The 21,605-nt window shown below is 63.0% G+C and carries 18 protein-coding genes and 2 tRNA genes; 8 read left to right on the forward strand and 12 right to left on the reverse strand.

The window, feature by feature from the left end; genetic code table 11:
• The first annotated feature begins 161 nt into the window (after window positions 1-161).
• Window positions 162-246: transfer RNA gene (locus BM408_RS06005), tRNA-Leu, on the forward strand.
• A gap of 131 nt (window positions 247-377) precedes the next feature.
• Here the strand turns inward: BM408_RS06005 and rimO are convergent.
• The 5 genes from rimO to BM408_RS06030 form a co-directional block, all read right to left on the reverse strand.
• A complete protein-coding gene (gene rimO, locus BM408_RS06010; RefSeq protein WP_092127943.1) occupies window positions 378-1,787 on the reverse strand; it encodes a 30S ribosomal protein S12 methylthiotransferase RimO in 1,410 nt (469 codons plus the stop codon).
• Between the two features lie 66 nt (window positions 1,788-1,853).
• On the reverse strand, window positions 1,854-2,345 hold the full coding sequence (gene phaR / locus BM408_RS06015) for a polyhydroxyalkanoate synthesis repressor PhaR (protein WP_092128509.1): 492 nt from the start codon (window positions 2,343-2,345) through the stop codon (window positions 1,854-1,856).
• A 275-nt stretch (window positions 2,346-2,620) separates the two neighbouring features.
• A tRNA-Val gene (locus BM408_RS06020) sits at window positions 2,621-2,697 on the reverse strand.
• 57 nt (window positions 2,698-2,754) lie between these two features.
• The gene (locus BM408_RS06025; RefSeq protein WP_092127945.1) at window positions 2,755-5,016 is read right to left on the reverse strand and encodes a RelA/SpoT family protein; all 2,262 of its coding nucleotides are present in this window, start codon (window positions 5,014-5,016) and stop codon (window positions 2,755-2,757) included.
• Window positions 5,017-5,073: 57 nt separating this feature from the next.
• Window positions 5,074-5,994: an alpha/beta fold hydrolase gene (locus tag BM408_RS06030; protein ID WP_092127947.1), complete on the reverse strand. Its 921-nt coding sequence runs from the start codon at window positions 5,992-5,994 to the stop codon at window positions 5,074-5,076.
• 118 nt (window positions 5,995-6,112) lie between these two features.
• Here BM408_RS06030 and BM408_RS06035 point away from each other — a divergent pair, with 118 nt between their 5' ends.
• On the forward strand, window positions 6,113-6,895 hold the full coding sequence (locus BM408_RS06035) for a 3-hydroxybutyrate dehydrogenase (protein WP_092127949.1): 783 nt from the start codon (window positions 6,113-6,115) through the stop codon (window positions 6,893-6,895).
• 5 nt (window positions 6,896-6,900) lie between these two features.
• Here the strand turns inward: BM408_RS06035 and BM408_RS06040 are convergent, their stop codons facing one another.
• The 3 genes from BM408_RS06040 to BM408_RS06050 are packed head-to-tail and all read right to left on the reverse strand — an operon-like array spanning window position 6,901 to window position 9,927.
• Window positions 6,901-7,995: an NAD(P)/FAD-dependent oxidoreductase gene (locus BM408_RS06040; protein ID WP_175541702.1), complete on the reverse strand. Its 1,095-nt coding sequence runs from the start codon at window positions 7,993-7,995 to the stop codon at window positions 6,901-6,903.
• Window positions 7,995-9,035 (reverse strand): histone deacetylase family protein, encoded by a 1,041-nt coding sequence (locus BM408_RS06045; protein WP_092127955.1) that lies wholly within the window; start codon window positions 9,033-9,035, stop codon window positions 7,995-7,997. The genes BM408_RS06040 and BM408_RS06045 overlap by 1 nt, the downstream gene beginning before the upstream one ends.
• Window positions 9,036-9,081: 46 nt before the next feature.
• A complete protein-coding gene (locus tag BM408_RS06050) occupies window positions 9,082-9,927 on the reverse strand; it encodes an N-formylglutamate amidohydrolase (RefSeq protein ID WP_092127958.1) in 846 nt (281 codons plus the stop codon).
• A 232-nt stretch (window positions 9,928-10,159) separates the two neighbouring features.
• Here BM408_RS06050 and BM408_RS06055 point away from each other — a divergent pair, with 232 nt between their 5' ends.
• Window positions 10,160-10,780, forward strand: coding sequence for an outer membrane beta-barrel protein (locus tag BM408_RS06055; RefSeq protein WP_092127960.1), 621 nt, complete (start codon window positions 10,160-10,162; stop codon window positions 10,778-10,780).
• 90 nt (window positions 10,781-10,870) lie between these two features.
• Here BM408_RS06055 and BM408_RS06060 read toward each other — a convergent pair whose 3' ends face one another.
• The gene (locus BM408_RS06060) at window positions 10,871-11,740 is read right to left on the reverse strand and encodes a LysR family transcriptional regulator (RefSeq protein ID WP_092127962.1); all 870 of its coding nucleotides are present in this window, start codon (window positions 11,738-11,740) and stop codon (window positions 10,871-10,873) included.
• Between the two features lie 154 nt (window positions 11,741-11,894).
• Between BM408_RS06060 and BM408_RS06065 the strand changes: the two genes are divergently transcribed.
• The gene (locus BM408_RS06065; RefSeq protein ID WP_092128511.1) at window positions 11,895-12,365 is read left to right on the forward strand and encodes a multidrug/biocide efflux PACE transporter; all 471 of its coding nucleotides are present in this window, start codon (window positions 11,895-11,897) and stop codon (window positions 12,363-12,365) included.
• 40 nt (window positions 12,366-12,405) lie between these two features.
• On the opposite strand, the gene BM408_RS06070 is transcribed toward BM408_RS06065, so the two are convergent.
• Window positions 12,406-13,122, reverse strand: a complete 717-nt coding sequence (locus tag BM408_RS06070; protein ID WP_092127964.1) for an SIMPL domain-containing protein — start codon at window positions 13,120-13,122, stop codon at window positions 12,406-12,408.
• 414 nt (window positions 13,123-13,536) lie between these two features.
• Between BM408_RS06070 and ompR the strand changes: the two genes are divergently transcribed.
• Window positions 13,537-14,274: an osmolarity response regulator transcription factor OmpR gene (gene ompR / locus BM408_RS06075; RefSeq protein WP_007866319.1), complete on the forward strand. Its 738-nt coding sequence runs from the start codon at window positions 13,537-13,539 to the stop codon at window positions 14,272-14,274.
• Between the two features lie 288 nt (window positions 14,275-14,562).
• Entirely contained in the window at window positions 14,563-15,939 is a 1,377-nt protein-coding gene (locus BM408_RS06080; RefSeq protein ID WP_092127966.1) for a sensor histidine kinase, read from the forward strand.
• Window positions 15,940-15,981: 42 nt separating this feature from the next.
• On the opposite strand, the gene ispF is transcribed toward BM408_RS06080, so the two are convergent.
• Together ispF and ispD are read right to left on the reverse strand one after the other, a co-directional pair.
• Window positions 15,982-16,467 carry a 2-C-methyl-D-erythritol 2,4-cyclodiphosphate synthase gene (gene ispF / locus BM408_RS23145; protein WP_254774719.1) on the reverse strand — a complete coding sequence of 162 codons (486 nt, stop codon included), beginning with the start codon at window positions 16,465-16,467 and terminating at the stop codon, window positions 15,982-15,984.
• Window positions 16,468-16,509: 42 nt separating this feature from the next.
• The gene (ispD, locus tag BM408_RS23150) at window positions 16,510-17,241 is read right to left on the reverse strand and encodes a 2-C-methyl-D-erythritol 4-phosphate cytidylyltransferase (RefSeq protein ID WP_254774720.1); all 732 of its coding nucleotides are present in this window, start codon (window positions 17,239-17,241) and stop codon (window positions 16,510-16,512) included.
• A gap of 141 nt (window positions 17,242-17,382) precedes the next feature.
• On the opposite strand from ispD, the gene mfd reads away from it, so the two are divergent.
• A complete protein-coding gene (mfd, locus tag BM408_RS06090; protein WP_092127968.1) occupies window positions 17,383-20,883 on the forward strand; it encodes a transcription-repair coupling factor in 3,501 nt (1,166 codons plus the stop codon).
• Complete coding sequence (gene serB / locus BM408_RS06095) at window positions 20,880-21,590, forward strand: phosphoserine phosphatase SerB (RefSeq protein ID WP_092127970.1); 711 nt, start codon at window positions 20,880-20,882, stop codon at window positions 21,588-21,590. Before mfd ends, serB begins: the two co-directional genes overlap by 4 nt.
• Window positions 21,591-21,605 lie beyond the last annotated feature (15 nt).

Here is a 21,605-nt window from a genome sequence, read left to right on the forward strand (position 1 = left end):
TGAATGGGCGGACGATCCGCCCGAATGGGAGTGAGTTGTTTTGATAGAAAGTCTCTTTTCGTTGGAGGCTGCTGGTTTTGAGTATGCAGCCGAAATATTTCAGGAAAATTTGGGGGCCAGGGCCTGAGAAAGCGTTGAAGTAATGGTACACTGCTAGCTGTGCCCGGGTGGCGGAATTGGTAGACGCGCACGGTTCAGGTCCGTGTATCGCAAGATGTGGAGATTCGAGTTCTCTCCCGGGCACCAGATACACCAAACAGCTTCTCCAGACTCTTGAATGGGTTCTGGGGTAAAGCAAGATTAAAGCCACTGTGACCCAGTGGCTTTTTTTGTGGCCGGGCCCCATCTTCAGGCCCGTTTTTCATCTACGGTGTTAATCAAACAGGTACGGCAACCAGGTCGTGGCCCTGGGTTCCGACAATGCGGGCCCGGGTGAATTCACCGACCTTCAGCGTCTTGCTGATTTTCTCGGGCGGCAGCAGCTTGACCACGCCGTCGATCTCGGGCGCATCAGCATAAGAACGCCCCGTGCCGCCCTTGCGGCCCAAGGCCGGCGCCGAATCCACCAGCACCTGCATGGTCACGCCTATGCGCTGCTGCAGCTTCTGGCTGGAAACAGCTTCGGCCACCGCCATGAAACGGGCGCGCCGCTCTTCACGCAATTCCATCGGCAACATGCCGGGAATGTCGTTGGCCGTGGCGCCTTCCACCGCGCTGTAGGCAAAGCAGCCTGCACGGTCGATTTTGGCTTCGCGCATGAAGTCCAGCAGGTGCTCGAACTCCGCTTCGGTCTCGCCGGGAAAGCCGGCGATGAAAGTGCTGCGAATCACGATCTCGGGGCAGATCTCGCGCCAGCGCGCAATGCGCTCGAGGTTTTTCTCACCGCTGGCCGGCCGCTTCATGCGTTTGAGCACATCCGGATGGCTGTGCTGCAAGGGCACGTCGAGGTAAGGCAACACCTTGCCGGTGGCCATCAGCGGCAGCACTTCATCCACGCTGGGGTACGGGTACACGTAATGCAAGCGAACCCAGGCGCCGTAAGGCTCGGCAATTTCGCCCAGCGCCTGCACCAGTTCCAGCATGCGCGTCTTCACGGGTTTGCCGTCCCAGAAGCCGGTGCGGTATTTCACGTCCACGCCATAGGCCGAGGTGTCCTGGCTGATCACCAGCAACTCCTTCACGCCGCCCTCAAACAGTGCACGTGCCTCATTGAGCACATCACCGATGGGCCGCGACACCAGGTCGCCGCGCATGGACGGGATGATGCAGAAGGTGCAGCGGTGGTTGCAGCCTTCGCTGATCTTCAGGTAGGCGTAATGCTTGGGCGTGAGCTTGATGCCGGCAATGCCAAAGGCGTTAGGCACCAGGTCCACAAACGGGTCGTGGGGTTTGGGCAGATTCAGGTGCACCGCATCCATCACCTCTTGCGTGGCGTGCGGGCCCGTCACAGCCAGCACGCTGGGGTGCATCTGGCGCACCAGGTTGCCGCCGCCCTCGCCTGCCTTGGCACCCAGGCACCCGGTGACGATGACCTTGCCGTTTTCGGCCAGTGCTTCGCCAATGGTGTCCAGGCTTTCCTTGACCGCATCGTCGATGAAGCCGCAGGTGTTGACGATGACCAGGTCAGCGCCTTCAAAGGTTTTGGAGGTCTGGTAGCCCTCTGCACTCAATTGCGTGAGGATCAGTTCGGAATCGGTCAGGGCCTTGGGACAGCCCAGGCTGACAAAACCCACGCGCGGCGCGGGCTTGTTGGTAATGGAAATAGGTGGGGAAATAACTTCGCTCATGGGGTGTATTGTCTCAGGTCACCGATTTCTACGGGACCGCCAGAGATTCAACCCCTGGCTTTCACTTCAGCGCTTCAAGCCGAAAGCTTGGAGCATCTGCTCGCTTTGCTTTTGCATCTGCTCCTGCATCTGCGTAAAAACGGTTTTGGATTGCTCCACATAGTTGCCCATCATGCCTTGCATCATGGGAGATTGCGCATTCATGAACTGCGCCCACATCTCGGGCGTCAGCCCTTTGGACTGCTCGGCCATCTTGACCTGCAGGTCCATAAAACTCTGCACGTTCTTCTCGAGGTAGGCGCCCATGAAGCTTTGCATCGCATTGCCGTAAAAACGGATGATGTTGGCGAGCACAGCCTCGGTGAACATCGGCGCGCCGCCGGTTTCTTCTTCAAGGATGATCTGCAGCAGGATGCTGCGCGTCAGATCTTCGTTGGTCTTGGCATCACGCACCACAAAATCGGCGGTGTCCATCACCAACTGGCGCACTTCAGTGAGCGTGATGTAGGTCGATGTCTCGGTGTCGTAGAGCCGGCGGTTCGGATACTTCTTGATCACGCGCGACGCCGCAGCCTTGCCGGCCGCCCGGCCGCTTTTGGCGCCGGGATTGCCGTCGGCAGCTGCCTCTGCCTGTGAAGGCGGAATGCCGGATGCCGGGCTGGTGGATTTGCTTTTTGGCACTGATTTCTCCTCTGAATGACGACCGGCGCCGAAACGCCGGGACTCAATACATTCTAGGAATTCTGATGTACTCAATCCCCTTGGTTTACCCTGTGTGATGAGCCTTACATCACAGTGATGCAAAGCTTTTACAGGAACCGATTTGAGGGAATTGGTAGGCGCGATTGGACTCGAACCAACGACCCCCACCATGTCAAGGTGGTGCTCTAACCAGCTGAGCTACGCGCCTAAGGACTGTTCGAAGCTAGCAGTATAACACGATAAAATACGGTCTTCACTGCGAGACTCAACGTCTTCGCGCAGACCGCACACCCGGCACTTCGGCCACGATGCCCAGCACCTGGTTGAGGCGGCCCGATTGCGCCACTTCCACCGTGAAGGTCATCCAGGCCGTGCCGCCGCGGTTGTCTTTGACTGACTGCGTCTGCACGCCGATCACGTTCATTTTTTCCTTGGCGAACACTTCCGAGATATCGCGCAGCAGGCCCTGGCGGTCGGCGGCTTCCACGGCCACATCCACCGGGTACACCGCACCGTCGGGCGATTTGGGCGAGTTCCACTCCACCTCGATCACACGGTCAGGGCTGCCGCTAGCCATGTTGCGGAAGTTGCTGCAGTCACTGCGGTGAATGCTGACGCCTTTGCCCTTGGTGACAAAGCCCAGGATTTCATCGGGTGGCGCGGGCTTGCAGCATTTGGCGAGCTGGGTCAACAGCGATCCCATACCGACAACCAGCACGCCGCCGGAACCTTTCTTCGAGCCTGGGCTGGGCGCGCGCGCCTTTTTCGCCAGCACGTAGTCGTCCTGGCTCATGACCGGTTCGGGCGGCCTAAGCATGTTCTCGATGGTGCGCAGCGACAACTCGTCTTTGCCCACCACCTCAAACAAATCTTCCGCCGTCTTGAAGCCAAGCTGCACCGCCAGGTCATCCAGCTTCATCGCCGTTTTGCCTTCGCGCTGCAGCAGTTTTTCAACCGCTTCACGGCCCCTGGCAACCGTCTGTTCCATCGCCAGCGCGTTGAACCACGCGCGTACTTTGGACTTGGCCCGGTGGCTGCACAAAAAGCCCAGCTCCGGATTGAGCCAGTCGCGCGAAGGACCGCCGTCCTTGACGGTGATCACCTCAACTGTCTGGCCGTTTTGTAGCGGGGTATTGAGCGGCACCATCACACCATCAATGCGCGCGCCGCGGCAGCGATGCCCCAAGCTGGTGTGCACGCTGTAGGCAAAGTCGACTGTGGTCGCGCCCTGCGGCAACTCCACAATGGCCGCGTCCGGCGTCAGCACATAGATGCGGTCTTCAAAGAGGCCCTGCTTGGCATCGCGCGCACGCTGCGCTGCCGGGCCCGAAAGGTCGCGCTCCCAGGCCAGCAGTTGCCGCAGCACCGCAATTTTTGCGTCGTACTCACTGCTCGCCGACACGCCGGCATAGCCCTTGGCCCCTGCTTCCTTGTAAGCCCAGTGCGCAGCCACGCCGTGCTCTGCATGGTCATGCATGGCCTGTGTGCGCACCTGAATCTCCACCGCCCTGCCCGCGTCGTCGCGCACCACAGTGTGCAGCGACTGGTAACCGTTGGTCTTGGGTTTGGCGATGTAGTCGTCGAACTCGCCGTCTACCGGTGTGAAGCGCGAATGCACAAAACCAAGCGCCGCATAACAGCCCTTCACGTCGGCGGCGATCACCCGCAGCGCGCGAATGTCGAACACCTGCTCGAAGTCCAGCGACTTGCCGCGCATCTTTTTCACGATGCTGTAGATGTGCTTGGGCCTACCCTGCACCAGCGCGGCAATGCCGTTCTGGTTCAGCTCGCGCTCAAGTTGGGCGCGCAGGGCCTCCATAAAGCCTTCGCGCTCTACTCGCTTTTCATCGAGCAGGCGCGCCGTCTGTTTATACGTATCGGGTTCCAGGAAACGGAAAGCCAGGTCTTCCATTTCCCATTTGATCTGCCAGATGCCCAGGCGATTGGCCAGCGGTGCAAAGACGTGCAGCGACTCATACGCCAGCGGCAAAGGCGCTGTCTGACGCGTGGCCGCATAGTGGCGCAGCGTCTGCAAGCGCGAAGCCAGCCGCAGCATCACCACCCGCAAGTCACGCGAAAACGCCAGCAGCATCTTGCGCACGTTTTCAGTCTGCGCAGCCGGGTCGTCCAGCAACTGCGCCTTGGCATTGGCCGAACGCGCCTGGCGTTGCACATGGACCAGCTTGGTGGTCTCCATCGCCAGCGCGGCGTAGTTGGCGCCGAAGGCCTTGGTGATCACTTCCTGCGGCTTGGTCAGGTGCTGGCAGGCGTAGACCAGGTAAGTCGCCGCCTGCATGGCCTCTGAGCCGCCAATGGTTTTCAGAATGGCGGCCACCGCATCGGCATGCGCCAGGATGTTCTCGCCCGTATCGTGCGTTTCGCTGGCGATCAGCGGCTCGGCAAACGCGCGGGCGCGGGCCAGCGCGTGCGGCTGGTCCGGCAGGCTGTCGGCCGTGGCGGTCACGATGGAGGCGTTCGCCCCCTGGGAGCTTGCCGGGCCACCCGGCCCGGCCACATTGCTTTTCATGAAACTTCAGTCAAATAGTTGCAAGGCTGGCTGCACATGCGCCAGCCATCACGGGGATCACCCAAGCAGGAAACCGGCCACCACGGCCACTTGGTCGGCTGCGATCAGTGTGGGCGCATGCCCTACCCCTTCAAATTCCACCAGGCGGGCCCGCGGGCCGCGCGCCGTCATGGCCTGGGCTGTCTGGGGGCTGAGCAGGTCCGACTGCCTGCCCCGGATCAACAGCGTTTCGGCCTTGATATTGTCATAGAGCTGCCAGAGCATGGCTTCACCCTGCAGCGTGGACTCCTGCGTTGCCTGCTTGAAGGGCACGGAAATCGCCGGGTCGTAATGCAGGCGCCACTCGGCATCGGCCGCGTCCGACACGCGCTTGAGCATGGGGCGCGACAGCGCCAGCCACTGCTCAGGGGTGTGCGGGCCAAAGCTCTGCGAAATCGCCCACATCGCATCGGCCGCCTGTTGCACCGACCCAAAATGGCCCGCCTGCCCCAGATAAGCACCAATCCGGACAATCGCGTCCCACTGGATGGCCGGCCCAACGTCGTTCAGCACCAAGCGGCGCACAGGCACGGGCAATGGCAAGCCGGGCTGCCCGCAGACCCCGATGCCGATCAGGCCGCCCATGCTGGTGCCCACCCAATCCAGCGTCTTGACCTGCGCCTGGGCGTGCAACTGGCCCAGCATGGCAAGCATGTCACCCGCATATGCGGGAATCTGGTAGCCCATGGGGTCTTTGAGCCAGTCGCTCTCACCGCGGCCCACCACATCGGGGCAGACCACACGCAAGCCGCCCGGGCGCCCGGCGCCCTGCTCGACCAATGCCCGCGCCAGCACGTCAAAGTCCCGCCCCTGGCGCGACAGGCCGTGCACACAGACGACCACGTTGGCGCTGTCCGCCTGGCCCCATTGCCAATAAGCCATGCGGTGTCCGCCTGAGGCGTCGGGGCAATTTACGTAGTTCAGCGTAGGTTGGGTCATGGTGATAGCGTTTCAATCAAAGGCTTGATAATTGCTTGAGATATTGACCGGCCGCCGCTTGCGCCGCGCACCGTTCAAAGCCCCAGTTCAACCATCGTAAATCATCCGGAGAAACAACATGCTCAAAGGTAAAACAGCCCTCGTCACCGGCTCGACCAGCGGGATCGGCCTGGGCATCGCCAAGGCGCTGGCGGCGCAAGGCGCCAACATCGTCATCAACGGCTTTGGCGACGTCGACGGCCCCAAGGCAGAAGTGGAAGCGCTAGGCGCGCGTGTGGCCTACCACGGCGCCGACATGAGCAAGGTCTCGGACATCGAAGACATGATGCGTTACGCCGCCGCGCAGTTCGGCCAGGTCGACATCCTGGTCAACAACGCCGGTATCCAGCACGTGGCCCGCGTCGAGAATTTCCCGGTTGAACGATGGGACGCCGTGATCGCCATCAACCTGAGCAGCGCCTTCCACGCCACGCGCCTGGCGCTGCCTGCCATGCTGGCCGCCGACGGCGGCAAAGGCTGGGGCCGCATCATCAACGTGGCCTCGGTGCACGGCCTGGTCGGCTCGGCCGAAAAATCCGCCTACGTCGCCGCCAAGCACGGCATTGTGGGCCTGACGAAAGTCACCGCGCTAGAAAACGCCACCACCGGCGTCACCTGCAACGCCATCTGCCCCGGCTGGGTGCTCACGCCCCTGGTGCAAAAACAGGTGGACGCCAAAGCCGCCGCCGGCAATATCAGCAACGAGGCGGCCACCAAACAACTGCTGGGCGAAAAAGAGCCGTCGATGCAATTCACTACGCCCGAAGAGCTGGGCGCGTTGGCGGTGTTTTTCTGCTCGCCTGCCGGCAACAACGTGCGCGGCGTGGCCTGGAACATGGACGGCGGCTGGGCGGCGCAGTAAGCGGCTTACAGCATCCGGCGCACGTAATCGCCAATCGCCAGCGAGCTAGTCAACCCCGGCGACTCAATACCGAAAAGATTGACCAGGCCAGGCACGCCGTGATCACGCGGGCCCTGAATCAGGAAATCCTTGGCGGGCTCATGCGGCGCCTGGATTTTGGGGCGCATGCCCGAGTAGCCAGGCATCAGTGCACCGTCGGCCAACGCTGGCCAGTACTTGCGCACCTCGGCATAAAAAGCATCGCCGCGCGCCGGGTCCACTACCAGGTCATCGGGTGAATCGACCCATTGCACATCGGGCCCGAACTTGGCCTGGCCACCCAGGTCGATGGTGAGGTGCACACCCAGCCCAGCGGCTTCGGGCACGGGGTAAATCAGGCGGCTGAAGGGCGAACGGCCGGGCAAGGTGAAGTAATTGCCTTTGGCATAGTGGCTGGGCGGCACATGCTCTGCGGGCAAGCCTGCAAAGCGGCTGGCCAGAGATTGTGCGTGCAGACCCGCAGCGTTGACGACGGTTTTTGCCTCAAGCTCCGTACCGTCCTCCGCAATCAAATAAATAGCCGCCGGCGTGCATTCCGCGCGGGCCAAAGGCGAATTCAACACCACCAGTCCGCCCGCGTTCTCCAGATCACCCTGCAAGGCCAGCATGAGGCCGTGGCTGTCGACGATGCCGGTGCTGGGTGAATGCAGCGCGGCCACACATTCGAGTTGCGGCTCCATGGCGCGAGCTTCCTCACGTGTGAGCAGCACAAGGTCCAATACGCCGTTGGCGTCGGCTTTCTCGCGGATGCCCTGCAGTTGCGCGACCTGCGCATCGCTCGTTGCCACGATGAGCTTGCCGCAGCGCTGGTGGCCTATGCCGCGTTCAGCGCAGTAGTCATACAGCAGGCCCTTGCCGTGCACGCACAGCCTGGCCTTGAGCGAGCCTTGCGGGTAGTAGATGCCGGCGTGAATCACTTCACTGTTGCGCGAGCTGGTGCCGGTGCCTATGGCGTCCGCCGCTTCCAGCACCATCACTTCGCGGCCCTGCAAGGCCAGCGCACGCGCTACGGCCAGGCCTACGACGCCTGCGCCAACCACCACGCAATCAACCCGGTCCATCAACGCCCTTCAAAGCCTTCAATGACATTGACGGCATTGGTGCCCAGCTCCGCTGCGGCGTAACCGCCCTCAAGCACAAACACAGTCGGCAGGCCCAGCTTGCCCAGGCGCTCACCCAGGCGGATGAAGTCGTCTGGCCGCAGTGCGAATTTGGAAATCGGGTCTTCGGCAAAGGTGTCCAGCCCCAGCGATACCACCAGCGCGTCGGCGCGGTAGCCGGCGATGCGCGTGCAGGCCGTTTCAAGCGCCTCAAACCAGCGGGGCACTGTGCAGCCGGCGGGCAACGGCAGGTTCAGGTTAAAGCCTGCGCCCTCGCCCTCGCCGGTCTCGTCGGCGTGGCCCAGGTAGAACGGGTATTCCGTCATCGGGTCGCCGTGCAGGCTGATAAACAGCACATCGGCGCGGCCGTAAAAAATGCTTTGTGTGCCGTTGCCGTGGTGGTAATCGACATCGAGCACGGCCACACGCGCCGCGCCGCCGTCGCGCAACGCCTGCGCGGCGACGCCCGCATTGTTCAAAAAGCAGTAACCGCCCATGAAGTCTGGCCCCGCGTGGTGGCCGGGAGGGCGGCTGCAGCAGAACACGGCGCGTTCGCTGTCGCTACCCAGCAAAGCGGCTGCGCTCGCGGCAGCATCGGCACCGGCCTTGGCGGCCTGCCAGGTGCCGGCTGACAGCGGCGAGCCGTTGTCCATCGAATACAGCCCCAGCCGCGCGGTGAAATTGACGGGCTCCACATCGCTGCGCAGGGTACGCACCGGCCATACCGAGGGGAAAGGCTGGCGCTGCTCGTTGCCGGCCTCCAGCGCCACCCAGTCGCGCCAGGCGTGTTCCAGAAATGCCAGGTAGCGGGCGGTGTGCACCTTGGCCAGCACCGCGCGGCTGTCTGCATGCGGCGTGCGCAGCACATGGCCGCGCTCGGTCAGGCGGGTTTTGACGAACTCGGCCCGGGCCGGGGTTTCAAAGCAGGGCACGCGCTCGCCGCGAAAAAATTCGTACTGCGGGGCATGGGCGTGGTGGCTGTCGCTGAAGAAAGTGAGCATGGCGGCAATGGTTGGACGAACAAAGTGCAGGCCGGGGCCCGCGGAATCAAAGCGTGCGCGGATCCGTCTTCAGCAGCATCTCAACCAGCGAGCGAAGCGAGGTCTTGAGTTGCGCGGCGCCAGGCGTTAACGCAAACGTGGTTTCGTCCATGTAGAGCTTGCGGTTGATCTCCAGCTGGATGCTGTGCCGGTGCGCTGCCGGGTTGCTGTAGCGGCGCACCAGTTCCACGCCTTTGTAGGGGTGGTTGTAGGCCACGTTGTAGCCCTGCGCCTTGAGGTGTTCGCACACGCGCTGCGACAAGGCCAGGCTGGCCGTTGTGCCTTCGCGGTCGCCCACCACGAAGTCGGCATGCTCCTCGCCCGGAAAGTCCGTCGCGCTGCTCGAGGCGACGGCCGGCATGGAATGGCAGTTGATGTGCAGGCTGTAGCCGTGCTGGCGATGCGCAGCGTCAATCGCCTGCTCCACCGCCGCGTGATACGGCACCCAGCATTGCTCGATGCGCGCCTGGATTTCGGCCACGCCCAGCTTGCGGTCATACAGCGGCACGCCTTCGTCGGTGGTGCGCCAGATCAGGCCCTTGCCCAGGCGGACCTTGGACATGATTCTGGGGTCGGTCTCTACCGGACCGGGCCAGGGCGCATCGAGCAGGGTCACATCCATCTCGGTGGTGTTGCGGTTGGCGTCGAGGTAGCTGCGGGGAAAATGCGCCTCTATCCAGTGCACGCCCATTGCGGGCGCAAAGTCGTAGAGCTTTTCAACATGCGTGTCTTCGGCGCTGCGCAGCACGTCGAGCTCGCAGGCGTGCCTGAAATCGGCGGGATACACGGTGCCACTGTGAGGGGAATCAAGAACCACCGGAGTGCTTCCGGGCAGATGGGTAATGCGCTGCATGGCTTGACTTTAGCAGCAGCGGCACTGGCAAAAGCCGGGACATTGAGCGCACGGTGCGATGTTGTTGCAGTGCGCAAACTTCCGCTTGTCCTACAGGCATTCAACGATTGCACTCACACCGGCGCACCGGGCCAGCCCCTAAATTTCATGACGGAAACCACGCACGCCGGTCCGGTTTCATGTTGATTTTCAGGCCGGCGTGAAAAGTAAATTTATCCATGAAGGAAGCACCATGCAATCATTGACCCGTACCTTTTCCGCCACCGTGCTGGCAGCCGCCGCACTGGCAGCCGCCACCGGTGTACAGGCCCAAACAAGCAGCAGCACCGGCGCGTCGGCCAGCGGCAACTACACGTTTTACGCACCCGGCTCCCGTTACTTCGGGCTGAACATCGGCCAGTCCGACTTCTCCTTGCCCAGCGGTGCGGGCGGCTTTCCTTCCGAGAGCAAAGACACTTCGTACAACATCTACGGCGGCAGCTACTTCAACAACAACTTCGGCCTGGAGCTCGGCTACACCGACTTCGGCAAGGTCAACCGCGGCGGCGGCCAGACCGAAGCCGAGGGCATCAACCTGAGCCTGGTGGGCCGCCTGCCACTGAGCAACTCCTTCAACCTGCTCGGCAAGCTGGGCACCACCTACGGCCGCACCCGTGTGTCGGCATTGCCGGCCTCCGGCCTGGCATCCGGCAATGAAAGCGATTGGGGCGTGTCTTACGGCATAGGCGCTGAATGGGCCTTTACGCCCGCACTGTCGGCCGTGCTGGCTTGGGACGAGCACAACCTGAAGTTCGTCGGCACAGGCAAGGACCGCATCAGCACCACCAGCCTGGGCCTGCGTTACCGCTTCTAAGCCTTCGTCATCCCCGTCCTCCAAAGGAAAAGCCCGCACGCCTTCACAGGCGGCGGGCTTTTTTCTTGAAGAACGGCGGCAAGGCACCGCCTACCGGGCCGGCGCCAGCATCTCCTGCAACAGCCAGGTCCCGGCGCGGCCCAGCGGGCGCTGGCGCGACCACACGGCGTCCACCGGCACCCGGCGCGGCCAGCCGCGCGCGTTGAGCTCCACCAGCTTGCCGGTGGCAAAGCGCGTCACCATCCAGCGCGGAATGGCGGCCCAGCCAAAACCCAGCACCGCCATTTCCATCAGCATCAAATAGCTGGGCGCCGACCAGGCACGGCGCGACTGCGGCGCGCCCTGCTCTGCTTCTATATACGTATCCAGCCGCAACTCCCTGAAGTTAGCCAGCACGTCGGGCGTGATGTCTTTCATGACGGCCAGCGGGTGGGCGGTGGCCACAAACAGCGTGATCTCGGACTGCTCGGCAATCGTGGCTGAGCCGACATCCGGCGGATAGGCGCTTTGCGCGGCCACCACGCCGATGTGCGCCCGCCCGGTCTGCACCAGCGAGACAAGGTCGCCGTGCTCGGCGATCAGGCACTCGAACTCGAGATCGGGAAAGCGGTTTTCAAAGGCCAGCAGCATCTCTTCAAAGCGGTCGGACTGGTAGGTGTCTGACCACACTACGCTGAGCTTGGGCTCCATGCCGCCGCCCAGTTGGCTGGCGGCGCGGTCCAGCCTGTCACTGGCGGCCAGGATCTCTTGCACCTTGCCCAGCATGACCCTGCCCTGCTCCGTCAAGGCCGGCTTGCGGCTGCTGCGGTCAAACAGCGTGATGCCCAGGTCTATTTCCAGGTTGGCAATCGCGCTGCTCACGGTCGACTGGCTTTTGCCCAGCTTGCGTGCCGCGGCCGAAAACGAGCCCAGTGTGGCGGCTTCGGCAAAGGCGGTCAGGGCTTCGGGGGAATGGCGCATGGGGCTAGTCTTTGTCGATAACCATCTGTTTTTACGATAGTTATTGATTTTAATGTATTCGAAATAACGATGAAAATACACCCATCGCCACCGAGCACCTGTGCCTGAGCACCGTGCTGATGGGGCTGAAATCAGTCAGAAAGTGAAGTGCATCGTGAGTCTCCAGAAATCCCTCAAAGAACGTTTTTTCCACGCCCTCGGGTTTGAAGTCCTGGCCATTGCCATCTGCGCGCCGCTGGGCGCCTGGCTGCTGGGTTATTCGCTGGCGCACATGGGCCTGCTGACCTTGATGGTGTCGCTGATGGCGATGACCTGGAACATGGTGTTCAACGCCATTTTTGACCGGGCGCAACGCCGCATGGGCTTTCAGCGCACGCTGGGCGCGCGTGCGGTGCACGCCGTGCTGTTTGAAATCGGCCTGATCATCGCGGTGGTCCCGCTGGCCGCCTGGTGGCTGGACATCGGCCTCTGGGAAGCCTTTGTGCTGGACATCGCCATCGTGCTGTTCTTCCTGCCCTATACCTTCGGCTTTAACTGGGCTTACGACCACATCCGCGCCAAGGTGGTAGCGCACCACGCGCGCAAGACCCGCCAGAAGCAGAAAGCCTGTACTTCAGCAGCCTGAATGCCGGGGCGGCCCCATGAGATTGGGCCGCCCCGCTTCATCATTTCATCTGCACAGAGCCCGACACATTCACGAGCACAGTGCTCTTGCCGGCTTCCACCGGCACCGATGAATCGGCCATTTCAGCCTTGGCCGACATCGCCATCATGCGGGGACGTGGGATAGGACCCTGGTCATTGGCGTTGATGGAAACTTCGCGCAGCGAGTAATTGCTGAAACCAAAGCTGCGGGCCACTTCGCTGGCCTTGGCTTTGAAGCGCTCGATGGCCTGGGCCTGGGCTTCGCCCTCTACCTTGGCGCGCTGCTCACGGCTCAGCGCAAAGCTCACATTGCCCATGGTCAGCGTCTGGATCTTGCCGGCCGTGCTGGTGATGCGCGGGAAGTCCTTGCCTTCAAGCACCAGCTCGGTCGAGCCCTGCCAGCCGTTGATCTTGCCGTCTTTGCCATACCGCGGGTACAGACTGAAGTTGCCGGTGCGCACGTCCATCTGGCCCGGTGCTGCCGCCTGTTTGGCCACGGCCAAGGCGGTGTCCAGGGCCTGTTTGAGCTGGGTCTGCACGACGCCGGCGTCAGTGCCGTCACGCGTGGTGTTCAGCGAGATCGACAGCAGGTCTTGCTGCACCTCGACAGAGCCGGTGGCCGAAATCTGCGCCACGTTCTGCAGGGGCTCGGGGTACACAGGCTGGGCCATAACGGCCGAGGCCATGGCGGCGCCCGCCAGCAGGACACAGGCAGCTATCGATTCGGAAGTTCGCATGGGAAATTACCTTTCAGGTGGTTGATCTGGTCTTTTGGCCACTAGAGCGCAAGTGGCCAGGAATAAGGTGAAACGAAAGCAGACGCCAAAAGGGGTTAAAACAGGGCAAAAAATTTGGGTCTTGGCAAGCAAAAGCCATCCTGGCGCCAATTCCAAATCTGCCGTTGACTGCGACCCCGATCATCTCTTGCCGGGTTTGCAAGGCCATATAAGCGGGCCGCCAGCATTCGCACAGCGCGGGGGCCACAATTTTCACACGCCTGTTTCCGGGCGGGTGTAGGAGGATTTCCATAATCAAATCAAGTACGTGCACGCAGCCGCAACTTGTGTAACAGTGTGTCAAAGTGACTGAAAAATGAGACATCGCGTGTTTTCAGCCTTCAAAATGGCTCTGTTACAAATTACCAGATGACTATGACCCAAGCTCAACCCAACGCCCGCGCCGACAAAATCCTGATCCTTGACGACGACGCCCGCATCCGCGACCTGCTGCGCCGCTACCTGGCCCAGGAAGGTTTCGAAGTCATCCTTGCCGAAGACAGCAAAGCGCTCAACCGCATCATGCTGCGCGACGCAGTCGACCTGATCGTGCTGGACCTGATGATGCCCGGCGAGGACGGCCTGTCCATTTGCCGCAGGCTGCGTGCGGCCAATGACCGCACCCCCATCATCATGCTGACGGCCAAGGGCGAAGATGTGGACCGCATCGTCGGCCTGGAAGTCGGCGCCGACGACTACCTCGCCAAACCCTTCAACCCGCGTGAGTTGCTGGCCCGCATCCACGCCGTGCTGCGCCGCCGGCCGACCGCCGAAGTGCCGGGCGCGCCTTCCAGCGACCAGGAAGTCATTACCTTCGGCCCCTTCTCGTTCGACATGGGCCTGCGCACCCTGCATAAGAACGGTGAAGAACTGCCGCTGACCACCGGCGAATTCGCCATGCTGAAAACCCTGGTGCGCCACCCGCGCCAGCCGCTGTCGCGCGAAAAGCTGGCCCAGCTGGCACGCGGACGCGAGTTCGAGCCCTTTGACCGCAGCCTGGACGTGCAGGTCTCGCGCCTGCGCAAGTTGATTGAGGTCGACGCCGCCGTGCCCCGCTACATCCAGACTGTCTGGGGTATCGGCTACGTGTTCGTTCCGGACGGCACTAACTAGCCCCCACGCTTTTCACTGCGCCTTCGGCTTCGTGTAATGCGCTGCCCCCCCGAGGGGGCCGCCCGCCCTTCGGCCCGGCAAAGCCGGTTCCGGGGCTCATGCTGGCTTGGAGAATTCCATCGGGCACGCGACCTTGGGGACCACAACCACCTGACGCGCGCTTGCAACAGGCAGCTACAGGCGGCTACAGCTTGCCTGCCGTAGCGCGGGCTATCGTGCTAACGTCCATTTCCGTCGGCACTCCTGCTGGCATTTCCGCCCGCACTCACGGCACGTACCCGATTTTTTATGGACGCAACCAATCCCGCCCCTCTTGAAACCGCCCCGGCACCGCTGGAAATGCGCCCGCGGCGGGGCTTCAGCCTGTTCTGGCGGACATTCTTTTTTCTGTCGCTGCTGCTGTTCGGCTCCATCGTGGCCTGGCTCCAAACCTTTCGTGCGCTGGAGTCCGAGCCGCGCGCCATCCAGAGTGCGCAGCAATTGGCCTCACTGGTCAACCTGAGCCGGGCCGCCCTGCGCTATTCGGACTCCATCGCCCGCGTCTCGCTGATCAAGACCCTGGCCGACGAGGAACGTGTGCGCATCACGCCGCGTGAGCCCAAAGACAAATATGACGTTTTTGAGAGCGACGAGTTTGGCGAGCGCACCGCCGAGGAGCTCAAAGCGCGGCTGGGCACGGGCACCGTGGTGGCCAGCAGCGTTAACGGCCAAAAGGGCCTGTGGGTGGGTTTCTCCATTGACGGGGATTCGTACTGGCTGCTCACCGATCCCTCAAAGATCGGCCCGTCGCGCAACAGCACCTGGGTGATCTGGTTGATCACGGCGGCTGTGTTGTCGCTGGCGGGCGCGGCCTTTATCGCGCGGCTGATCAACCGGCCGCTCAAGCAGCTGTCTTTTGCGGCCAGCCGCATGCGTGACGGCGACTTCGACGCCAGCCTGCTGGACGAAAAAGTCGCCACCAGTGAAATCCGCGAGGTCAACATTGGTTTTAACCGCATGGCCGAGCAGCTCTCCAAAATCGAGCAGGACCGCGTCATCATGCTGGCCGGCATCTCGCATGACTTGCGCACGCCGCTGGCCCGCCTGCGCCTGGAAACCGAGATGAGCGTCTCTGACGCCGATGCGCGCGAGCACATGGCCGCCGACATCACCCAGCTGGACGCGATCATCGACAAATTCCTGGACTACGCCCGGCCCGAGCCGCCACGGCTGGAGCGCGTCTCGCTCAACAGCGTGGTCGATGCCGCCGTGTACGCCGTGGCCGACTATGAAGACATGCGCGTCACCGTCACCATCCCTGACGACATGGCCGTACTGGCTGACGAGGTGGAGCTGTCGCGCGTCATCGCCAACCTGCTGGAAAACGCCAGGCGCTACGGCAAGACGCCCGAAACCGGCATCGCGCTGGTCGACATTGCCGCCAAGGCGCGCGACCAGTGGGTGCTGATCAAGGTGCGCGACCACGGCATGGGCGTGGCGCCCGAGACGCTCTCCAAGCTCACACGCCCGTTCTTTCGCGGCGATGCCGCACGCACCGCGGCCACTGGCGCGGGCCTAGGCCTGGCGATTGTTGAAAAAACGATTCATCGCATGGGCGGAGTGTTTGGCCTGGCCAACACCGGCTCAGGCGGGCTGGCTGCGCATATCAAGCTGCGCAGAAACTGACCGCCCCCCCGCTACCTACCGGGGCCAGGGGCGGCCAGCCGTCTAGCGGTGCAGCAGCACCACGGCCCGGGCTTCCATGCCCAGGCCCTGCCCGACGGGCCCCATCTTCTCCGCTGTTTTGGCCTTCACATTCACCTGGCCATTCTCCAGCCCCAGCGCAGAGGCGATATTGGCCTGCATTGCCGCAATGTGCGGCGCCAGCCGGGGCGCCTGCGCGATCACGGTGCTGTCGATATTGCCGATTTGCCAGCCGAGTTCGGCCAGCTTTCGCCCGACCTCCTTGAGCAGCACCGACGAATCTGCGCCCTTGAAGCGCGCATCGGTGTCGGGGAAATGCGAGCCGATATCGCCCAGCGCCGCGGCGCCCAGCAGCGCATCGGTGATCGCATGCAGCAGCACATCGGCATCCGAATGGCCCAGCAGGCCCACGGTGTGGGGAATATCGACACCGCCGATGATGAGCTTGCGCCCGGGCACGAGGGCATGCGTGTCCCAGCCCTCGCCGATTCGAAAATTGATGCTGCTCATGAATGCCTTTTCCGGGGTTGCTGCGGGATCACGGGACTGGGACTACTTGCTGCGCCTGTTGAAGATGGCTTCCGCCAGCGCGAAGTCTTCCGGATAGGTGACCTTGAAGTTCTCGGCGCTGCTGCCCACCAGCCGCGGCGCCAGGCCTACGGCCTCCATCGCACTGGATTCATCGGTGACGCGGTCCCCGGTTTTCTCCAGCGCGTCGATGAGCATGCCTATGCGAAACATCTGCGGCGTCTGCGCCAGCCATTTTTCGCTGCGGTCTATAGTGCTTGCAACACGGCCGCCGTGCTCGCTCTTGAGGGTATCGGGCAGTTTTTGCGCCAGCAGGCCGCCCACGGCGTCGTCGCGGCAGGCGGCAATCAGGGCTTCGATCTGCCCGGGCATCACCAGGCAGCGCGCGGCATCATGCACCAGCACCCAGTCGTCCAGGGTCGCGCCGCCGGGCTGCGCCACCATGGCCTTGAGGCCGTTGAGCACCGTGGCCGCCCGCGTCGCGCCGCCACCGGGGTGCAGGTGTTCATTGCTGTGGTTGTAGTCGGGAAAGACGCTGAGAAACTCGTCGTCGGACGGCGAAACCACCACCCAGAGCGCGGCAAAAGTGCCGGAAAGCGCCCGGAAAGCCTCCACCGTGTGTTTGACCATGGGCTGGCCGGCAATCTGCTGGTACTGCTTGGCCTGGGCGGTGCCGGCCCGGCTGCCCTGCCCGGCACAGGGGATCAGCACAAAAAAACGGGCATCGGAACGGGTATTGGCACGGCTTGTCGTCATAACTTCATCATAGATTCTAAAATCGTGGATTGAACGCGCAGGCACCCCACTCCAGATGGTTTGGGGTGCTTGGCTTTTGTCGCTTGATTTTTGAACACGTTTAACCGGGCATTCAGCCAGATCTTCACCGCGTACCGATCAATGCAGCTACCTTCACTCGCCACCGGCAAACGCTACACCCTGCCCCAGCCCGCCGGTTCTGCCGATGCCCTGCTGCTGGCGCGCCTGGGCAGCCGCGAAAAAGCCGCCGGCAAGCTCACCGCCATCATCACCTCGGACGCCACCACGGCCCAGCGCCTGATGGACGAGATCGCGTTTTTTGCGCCCGAGCTGCGCTGCGCCCTGTTTCCGGACTGGGAAACCCTGCCCTATGACACCTTCTCGCCGCACCAGGATTTGATCAGCGAGCGCCTGGCTACGCTGTGGCGCATCCAGCAGCGCGACAAGGAAACCGGCGCCGACGTGGTGATCGTGCCGGCGACCACGGCGCTGTACCGCCTGGCGCCACCCAGCTTTTTGGCGGGCTACACCTTCCAGTTCAAGGTCAAACAAAAGCTCGATGAAACGCGGCTCAAGGCCCAGCTCACGCTGGCGGGTTACAGCCACGTCACGCAAGTCGTCAGCCCCGGCGAATACGCGGTGCGCGGCGGCCTGATAGACCTCTTCCCCATGGGCAGCCCCGTGCCTTACCGCGTCGACCTGTTTGACGACGAGATCGACAGCATCCGCACCTTCGACCCCGACAGCCAGCGCAGCCTCTACCCGGTGCCGGAAGTGCGCCTGCTGCCCGGGCGCGAATTCCCGATGGATGACGACGCGCGCGCGCGCTTTCGCAGCCGCTGGCGCGAGCTGCTGGATGGCGACCCGACCAAAAGCCGCATCTACAAAGACATGGGCAACGGCGTGGCCACCGCCGGCATTGAGTACTACCTGCCGCTCTTCTTCGAAGAAACCGCCACGGTGTTCGACTACCTCGGCAGCGATGCCACCGTGGTGCTGCACGGCGACCTGGAGCCGGCCTTCCAGCGCTTCTGGCAAGACACCAAAGACCGCTACCGCCTGGTGCGCGACGCGCCCGACCGCCCGGCGCTGCCGCCGGAGTCGCTCTTCCTGGGCGCCGAGCAGTTTTACGCGCGCGCCAACGACTACGCGCAACTGGCGATACGCGCCACGGTGGAAGACATCGCCGACAACGCGCAGTTTCAAAAGCTGGGCGAAATGGCGGTGGTGCGCGGCGCTGAAGACCCGCTGGCCAAATTCAAGAGCCATGTGCGCAACACCGCCCACCGCGTGCTGGTGCTGGCCGAAAGCGACGGCCGGCGCGAAAGCCTGCTCGACTTCCTGCGCGCCAGCAGCGTCAGCCCGCCAGCCTTTGATTCACTCGAAGACTTCCAGACCAGCGACGAAAAGCTCGGCATCGCCACCGCGGCGCTGAACACCGGTTTCAGCTGGCTCGAAGAAAGCATCGACTTCATCACCGAGACAGAGCTCTTTGCCGCCGGCGCCACCGTGCGCCGCCGCAACAAGAAGCAGGAGCAGGTCAGTGACGTCGAAGCGCTGATCAAGGACCTCTCGGAGCTCAACGTGGGCGACCCGGTGGTGCACAGCGCCCACGGCATTGGCCGTTACCGCGGCCTGATCAACATGGACCTGGGCCAGGGCACGAATGCTGACGGCACGCCGCTGCTGCAGGAGTTTTTGCACCTCGAATACGCCGACAGCGCCACGCTCTATGTGCCCGTCAGCCAGCTGCACCTGATCAGCCGCTACACCGGTGTCAGCGCCGAAGAAGCGCCGCTGCACAGGCTGGGCAGCGGTCAGTGGGAAAAAGCCAAACGCAAGGCCGCCGAGCAGATTCGCGATTCCGCCGCCGAGCTGCTCAACATCTACGCCCGCCGCGCCGCGCGCGAAGGCCATGCCTTCCGCTATTCGCCCGGCGACTACGAGACCTTTGCCAACGACTTCGGCTTTGACGAAACCGCCGACCAGCGCGCCGCTATCCATGCGGTGATCCAGGACATGATCAGCCCCCGCCCCATGGACCGGCTGGTCTGCGGCGATGTGGGTTTCGGCAAGACGGAAGTTGCCTTGCGTGCGGCCTTTATCGCCGTCACCGGCGGGCGGCAGGTGGCGCTGCTGGCGCCCACCACCCTGCTGGCCGAGCAGCACTACCAGACGCTGGTGGACCGCTTTGCCAAGTGGCCGGTCAAGATCGCCGAGATGAGCCGCTTTCGCTCAGGCAAGGAAATCACCGCCGCCATCAAGGGCCTGGCTGACGGCACGGTCGACATCGTGGTCGGCACGCACAAGCTGCTGAGCCAGGATGTGAAGTTCGACCGCCTGGGCCTGCTCATCATCGACGAAGAGCACCGCTTCGGCGTGCGCCACAAAGAGGCCATGAAGGCCATGCGCGCCGAAGTCGATGTGCTGACGCTGACGGCCACGCCGATTCCGCGCACGCTGGGCATGGCACTGGAAGGCCTGCGCGACCTGAGCGTGATCGCCACCGCGCCGCAGCGCCGCCTGGCCATCAAGACTTTTGTGCGCAGCGAAAACAACGGCGTGATCCGCGAGGCGGTGCTGCGCGAATTGAAGCGCGGCGGCCAGGTCTACTTCCTGCACAACGAGGTCGAAACCATCCAGAACCGGCGCGAGAAGCTCGAAGAAATCTTGCCCGAGGCCCGCATTGCGGTAGCCCACGGCCAGATGCCCGAGCGCGAGCTGGAACGCGTGATGAAGGACTTCATCGCCCAGCGCTACAACCTGCTGCTGTGCTCGACCATTATTGAAACCGGCATCGACGTGCCGACCGCCAACACCATCGTGATGAGCCGCGCCGACAAGTTCGGCCTGGCGCAGCTGCACCAGCTGCGCGGCCGCGTGGGCCGCAGCCACCACCAGGCCTATGCCTATTTGATGGTGCCCGACATCGAAGGCCTGACCAAGCAGGCCGGCCAGCGGCTCGAAGCCATCCAGCAAATGGAAGAACTCGGCTCTGGCTTTTACCTGGCCATGCACGACCTGGAGATTCGCGGCACCGGCGAGGTGTTAGGCGAGAACCAGAGCGGCAATATGCTCGAGGTCGGCTTCCAGCTCTACAACGAGATGCTCAGCGAAGCCGTGGCCTCGCTCAAGGCCGGGCGCGAGCCCGATCTGCTCTCACCTCTGAGCGTGACGACCGAGATCAACCTGCACGCCCCCGCCCTGCTGCCCAACGACTACTGCGGCGATGTGCACCTGCGCCTGTCGTTCTACAAAAAGCTGGCCACCGCGAAGAACACCGACCAGATCGATGCGCTGCTCGAAGAAATCGTCGACCGCTTCGGCAAGCTGCCACCGCAGGCACAGACGCTGATCGACGTGCACCGCCTGCGCGTGATCGCCCGGCCCTACGGCGTGGTCAAGGTTGATGCTGCGCCCGGCGGCATCAACATCACCTTCAAGAAAGACCCGCCCATCGACTCGATGGCCATCATGCAGCTGATCCAGAAAAACCGGCACATCAGGCTGGCCGGCAACGACAAGCTGCGCATAGAGCGCGAACTGCCCGAACCCAAAGACCGTGCGCAAATGGTGCGCGACATCCTGCGCTCGCTCGGACAACCTAAAACCCCCTCCACCACAGAAGCAACGCCCGCATGACTCCTGCTGAAATCTCCCCCGGCCTCGTCGTCAATGTCTCTACGCCAGAGCTCAAGCTCAGCAACTTCAAGCTGATCGCCTTTGACATGGACTCCACACTCATCAACATCGAGTGTGTGGACGAAATCGCCGACGCCGCCGGCCGCAAGGCCGAGGTGGCCGCCATCACTGAAGCCGCCATGCGCGGCGAGATCACCGACTACAAGGAGAGCCTGCGCCAGCGCGTGGCGCTGCTCAAGGGCGTCAGCGTGGCCAGCATGGACGAGGTCTACCACCAGCGCCTGCAACTCAACCCCGGCGCAGCCGAGCTGGTGCACGCCTGCAAGGAGGCCGGCATGAAAGTGCTGCTGGTCAGCGGCGGTTTTACCTTCTTCACCGACCGCGTGCGCGACGAGCTGGGCATCGACTACACCCGGTCCAATGTGCTGGAAGTGAAAGACGGATTCCTTACCGGCAAGATGGTCGACCAGCCCTGGGGCGACATCTGCGACGGCGACGAAAAACGCAAGATGCTGATCGAGACCTGCGGCAAGCTGGGCATCAACCCGCTTGAGGCGATTGCCATGGGCGACGGCGCCAACGACCTGCCCATGATGGGCGTAGCCGGTCTCTCGGTGGCCTACCACGCCAAGCCGCGCGTGCGCGAGCAGGCCATGGTCGCCATCAACCAAGGCGGGCTGGACCGGCTGCTGGAGCTTTTCAGCTAACGCGTCCACGCGGCA

The sequence above is a fragment of the Polaromonas sp. YR568 genome, from assembly GCF_900116715.1.
In the GTDB taxonomy this organism is placed as follows: domain Bacteria; phylum Pseudomonadota; class Gammaproteobacteria; order Burkholderiales; family Burkholderiaceae_C; genus Polaromonas.

Bases quoted from the DNA above. Each gene is read 5' to 3' on its own strand.
- rimO (WP_092127943.1), bottom strand. From the start codon at position 1,787: ATGAGCGAAGTTATTTCCCCACCTATTTCCATTACCAACAAGCCCGCG.
- BM408_RS06025 (WP_092127945.1), bottom strand. From the start codon at position 5,016: ATGAAAAGCAATGTGGCCGGGCCGGGTGGCCCGGCAAGCTCCCAGGGG.
- BM408_RS06030 (WP_092127947.1), bottom strand. From the start codon at position 5,994: ATGACCCAACCTACGCTGAACTACGTAAATTGCCCCGACGCCTCAGGC.
- BM408_RS06035 (WP_092127949.1), top strand. From the start codon at position 6,113: ATGCTCAAAGGTAAAACAGCCCTCGTCACCGGCTCGACCAGCGGGATC.
- BM408_RS06040 (WP_175541702.1), bottom strand. From the start codon at position 7,995: ATGGACCGGGTTGATTGCGTGGTGGTTGGCGCAGGCGTCGTAGGCCTG.
- BM408_RS06045 (WP_092127955.1), bottom strand. From the start codon at position 9,035: ATGCTCACTTTCTTCAGCGACAGCCACCACGCCCATGCCCCGCAGTAC.
- BM408_RS06050 (WP_092127958.1), bottom strand. From the start codon at position 9,927: ATGCAGCGCATTACCCATCTGCCCGGAAGCACTCCGGTGGTTCTTGAT.
- BM408_RS06055 (WP_092127960.1), top strand. From the start codon at position 10,160: ATGCAATCATTGACCCGTACCTTTTCCGCCACCGTGCTGGCAGCCGCC.
- BM408_RS06060 (WP_092127962.1), bottom strand. From the start codon at position 11,740: ATGCGCCATTCCCCCGAAGCCCTGACCGCCTTTGCCGAAGCCGCCACA.
- BM408_RS06070 (WP_092127964.1), bottom strand. From the start codon at position 13,122: ATGCGAACTTCCGAATCGATAGCTGCCTGTGTCCTGCTGGCGGGCGCC.
- ompR (WP_007866319.1), top strand. From the start codon at position 13,537: ATGACCCAAGCTCAACCCAACGCCCGCGCCGACAAAATCCTGATCCTT.
- BM408_RS06080 (WP_092127966.1), top strand. From the start codon at position 14,563: ATGGACGCAACCAATCCCGCCCCTCTTGAAACCGCCCCGGCACCGCTG.
- ispF (WP_254774719.1), bottom strand. From the start codon at position 16,467: ATGAGCAGCATCAATTTTCGAATCGGCGAGGGCTGGGACACGCATGCC.
- ispD (WP_254774720.1), bottom strand. From the start codon at position 17,241: ATGACGACAAGCCGTGCCAATACCCGTTCCGATGCCCGTTTTTTTGTG.
- mfd (WP_092127968.1), top strand. From the start codon at position 17,383: ATGCAGCTACCTTCACTCGCCACCGGCAAACGCTACACCCTGCCCCAG.
- serB (WP_092127970.1), top strand. From the start codon at position 20,880: ATGACTCCTGCTGAAATCTCCCCCGGCCTCGTCGTCAATGTCTCTACG.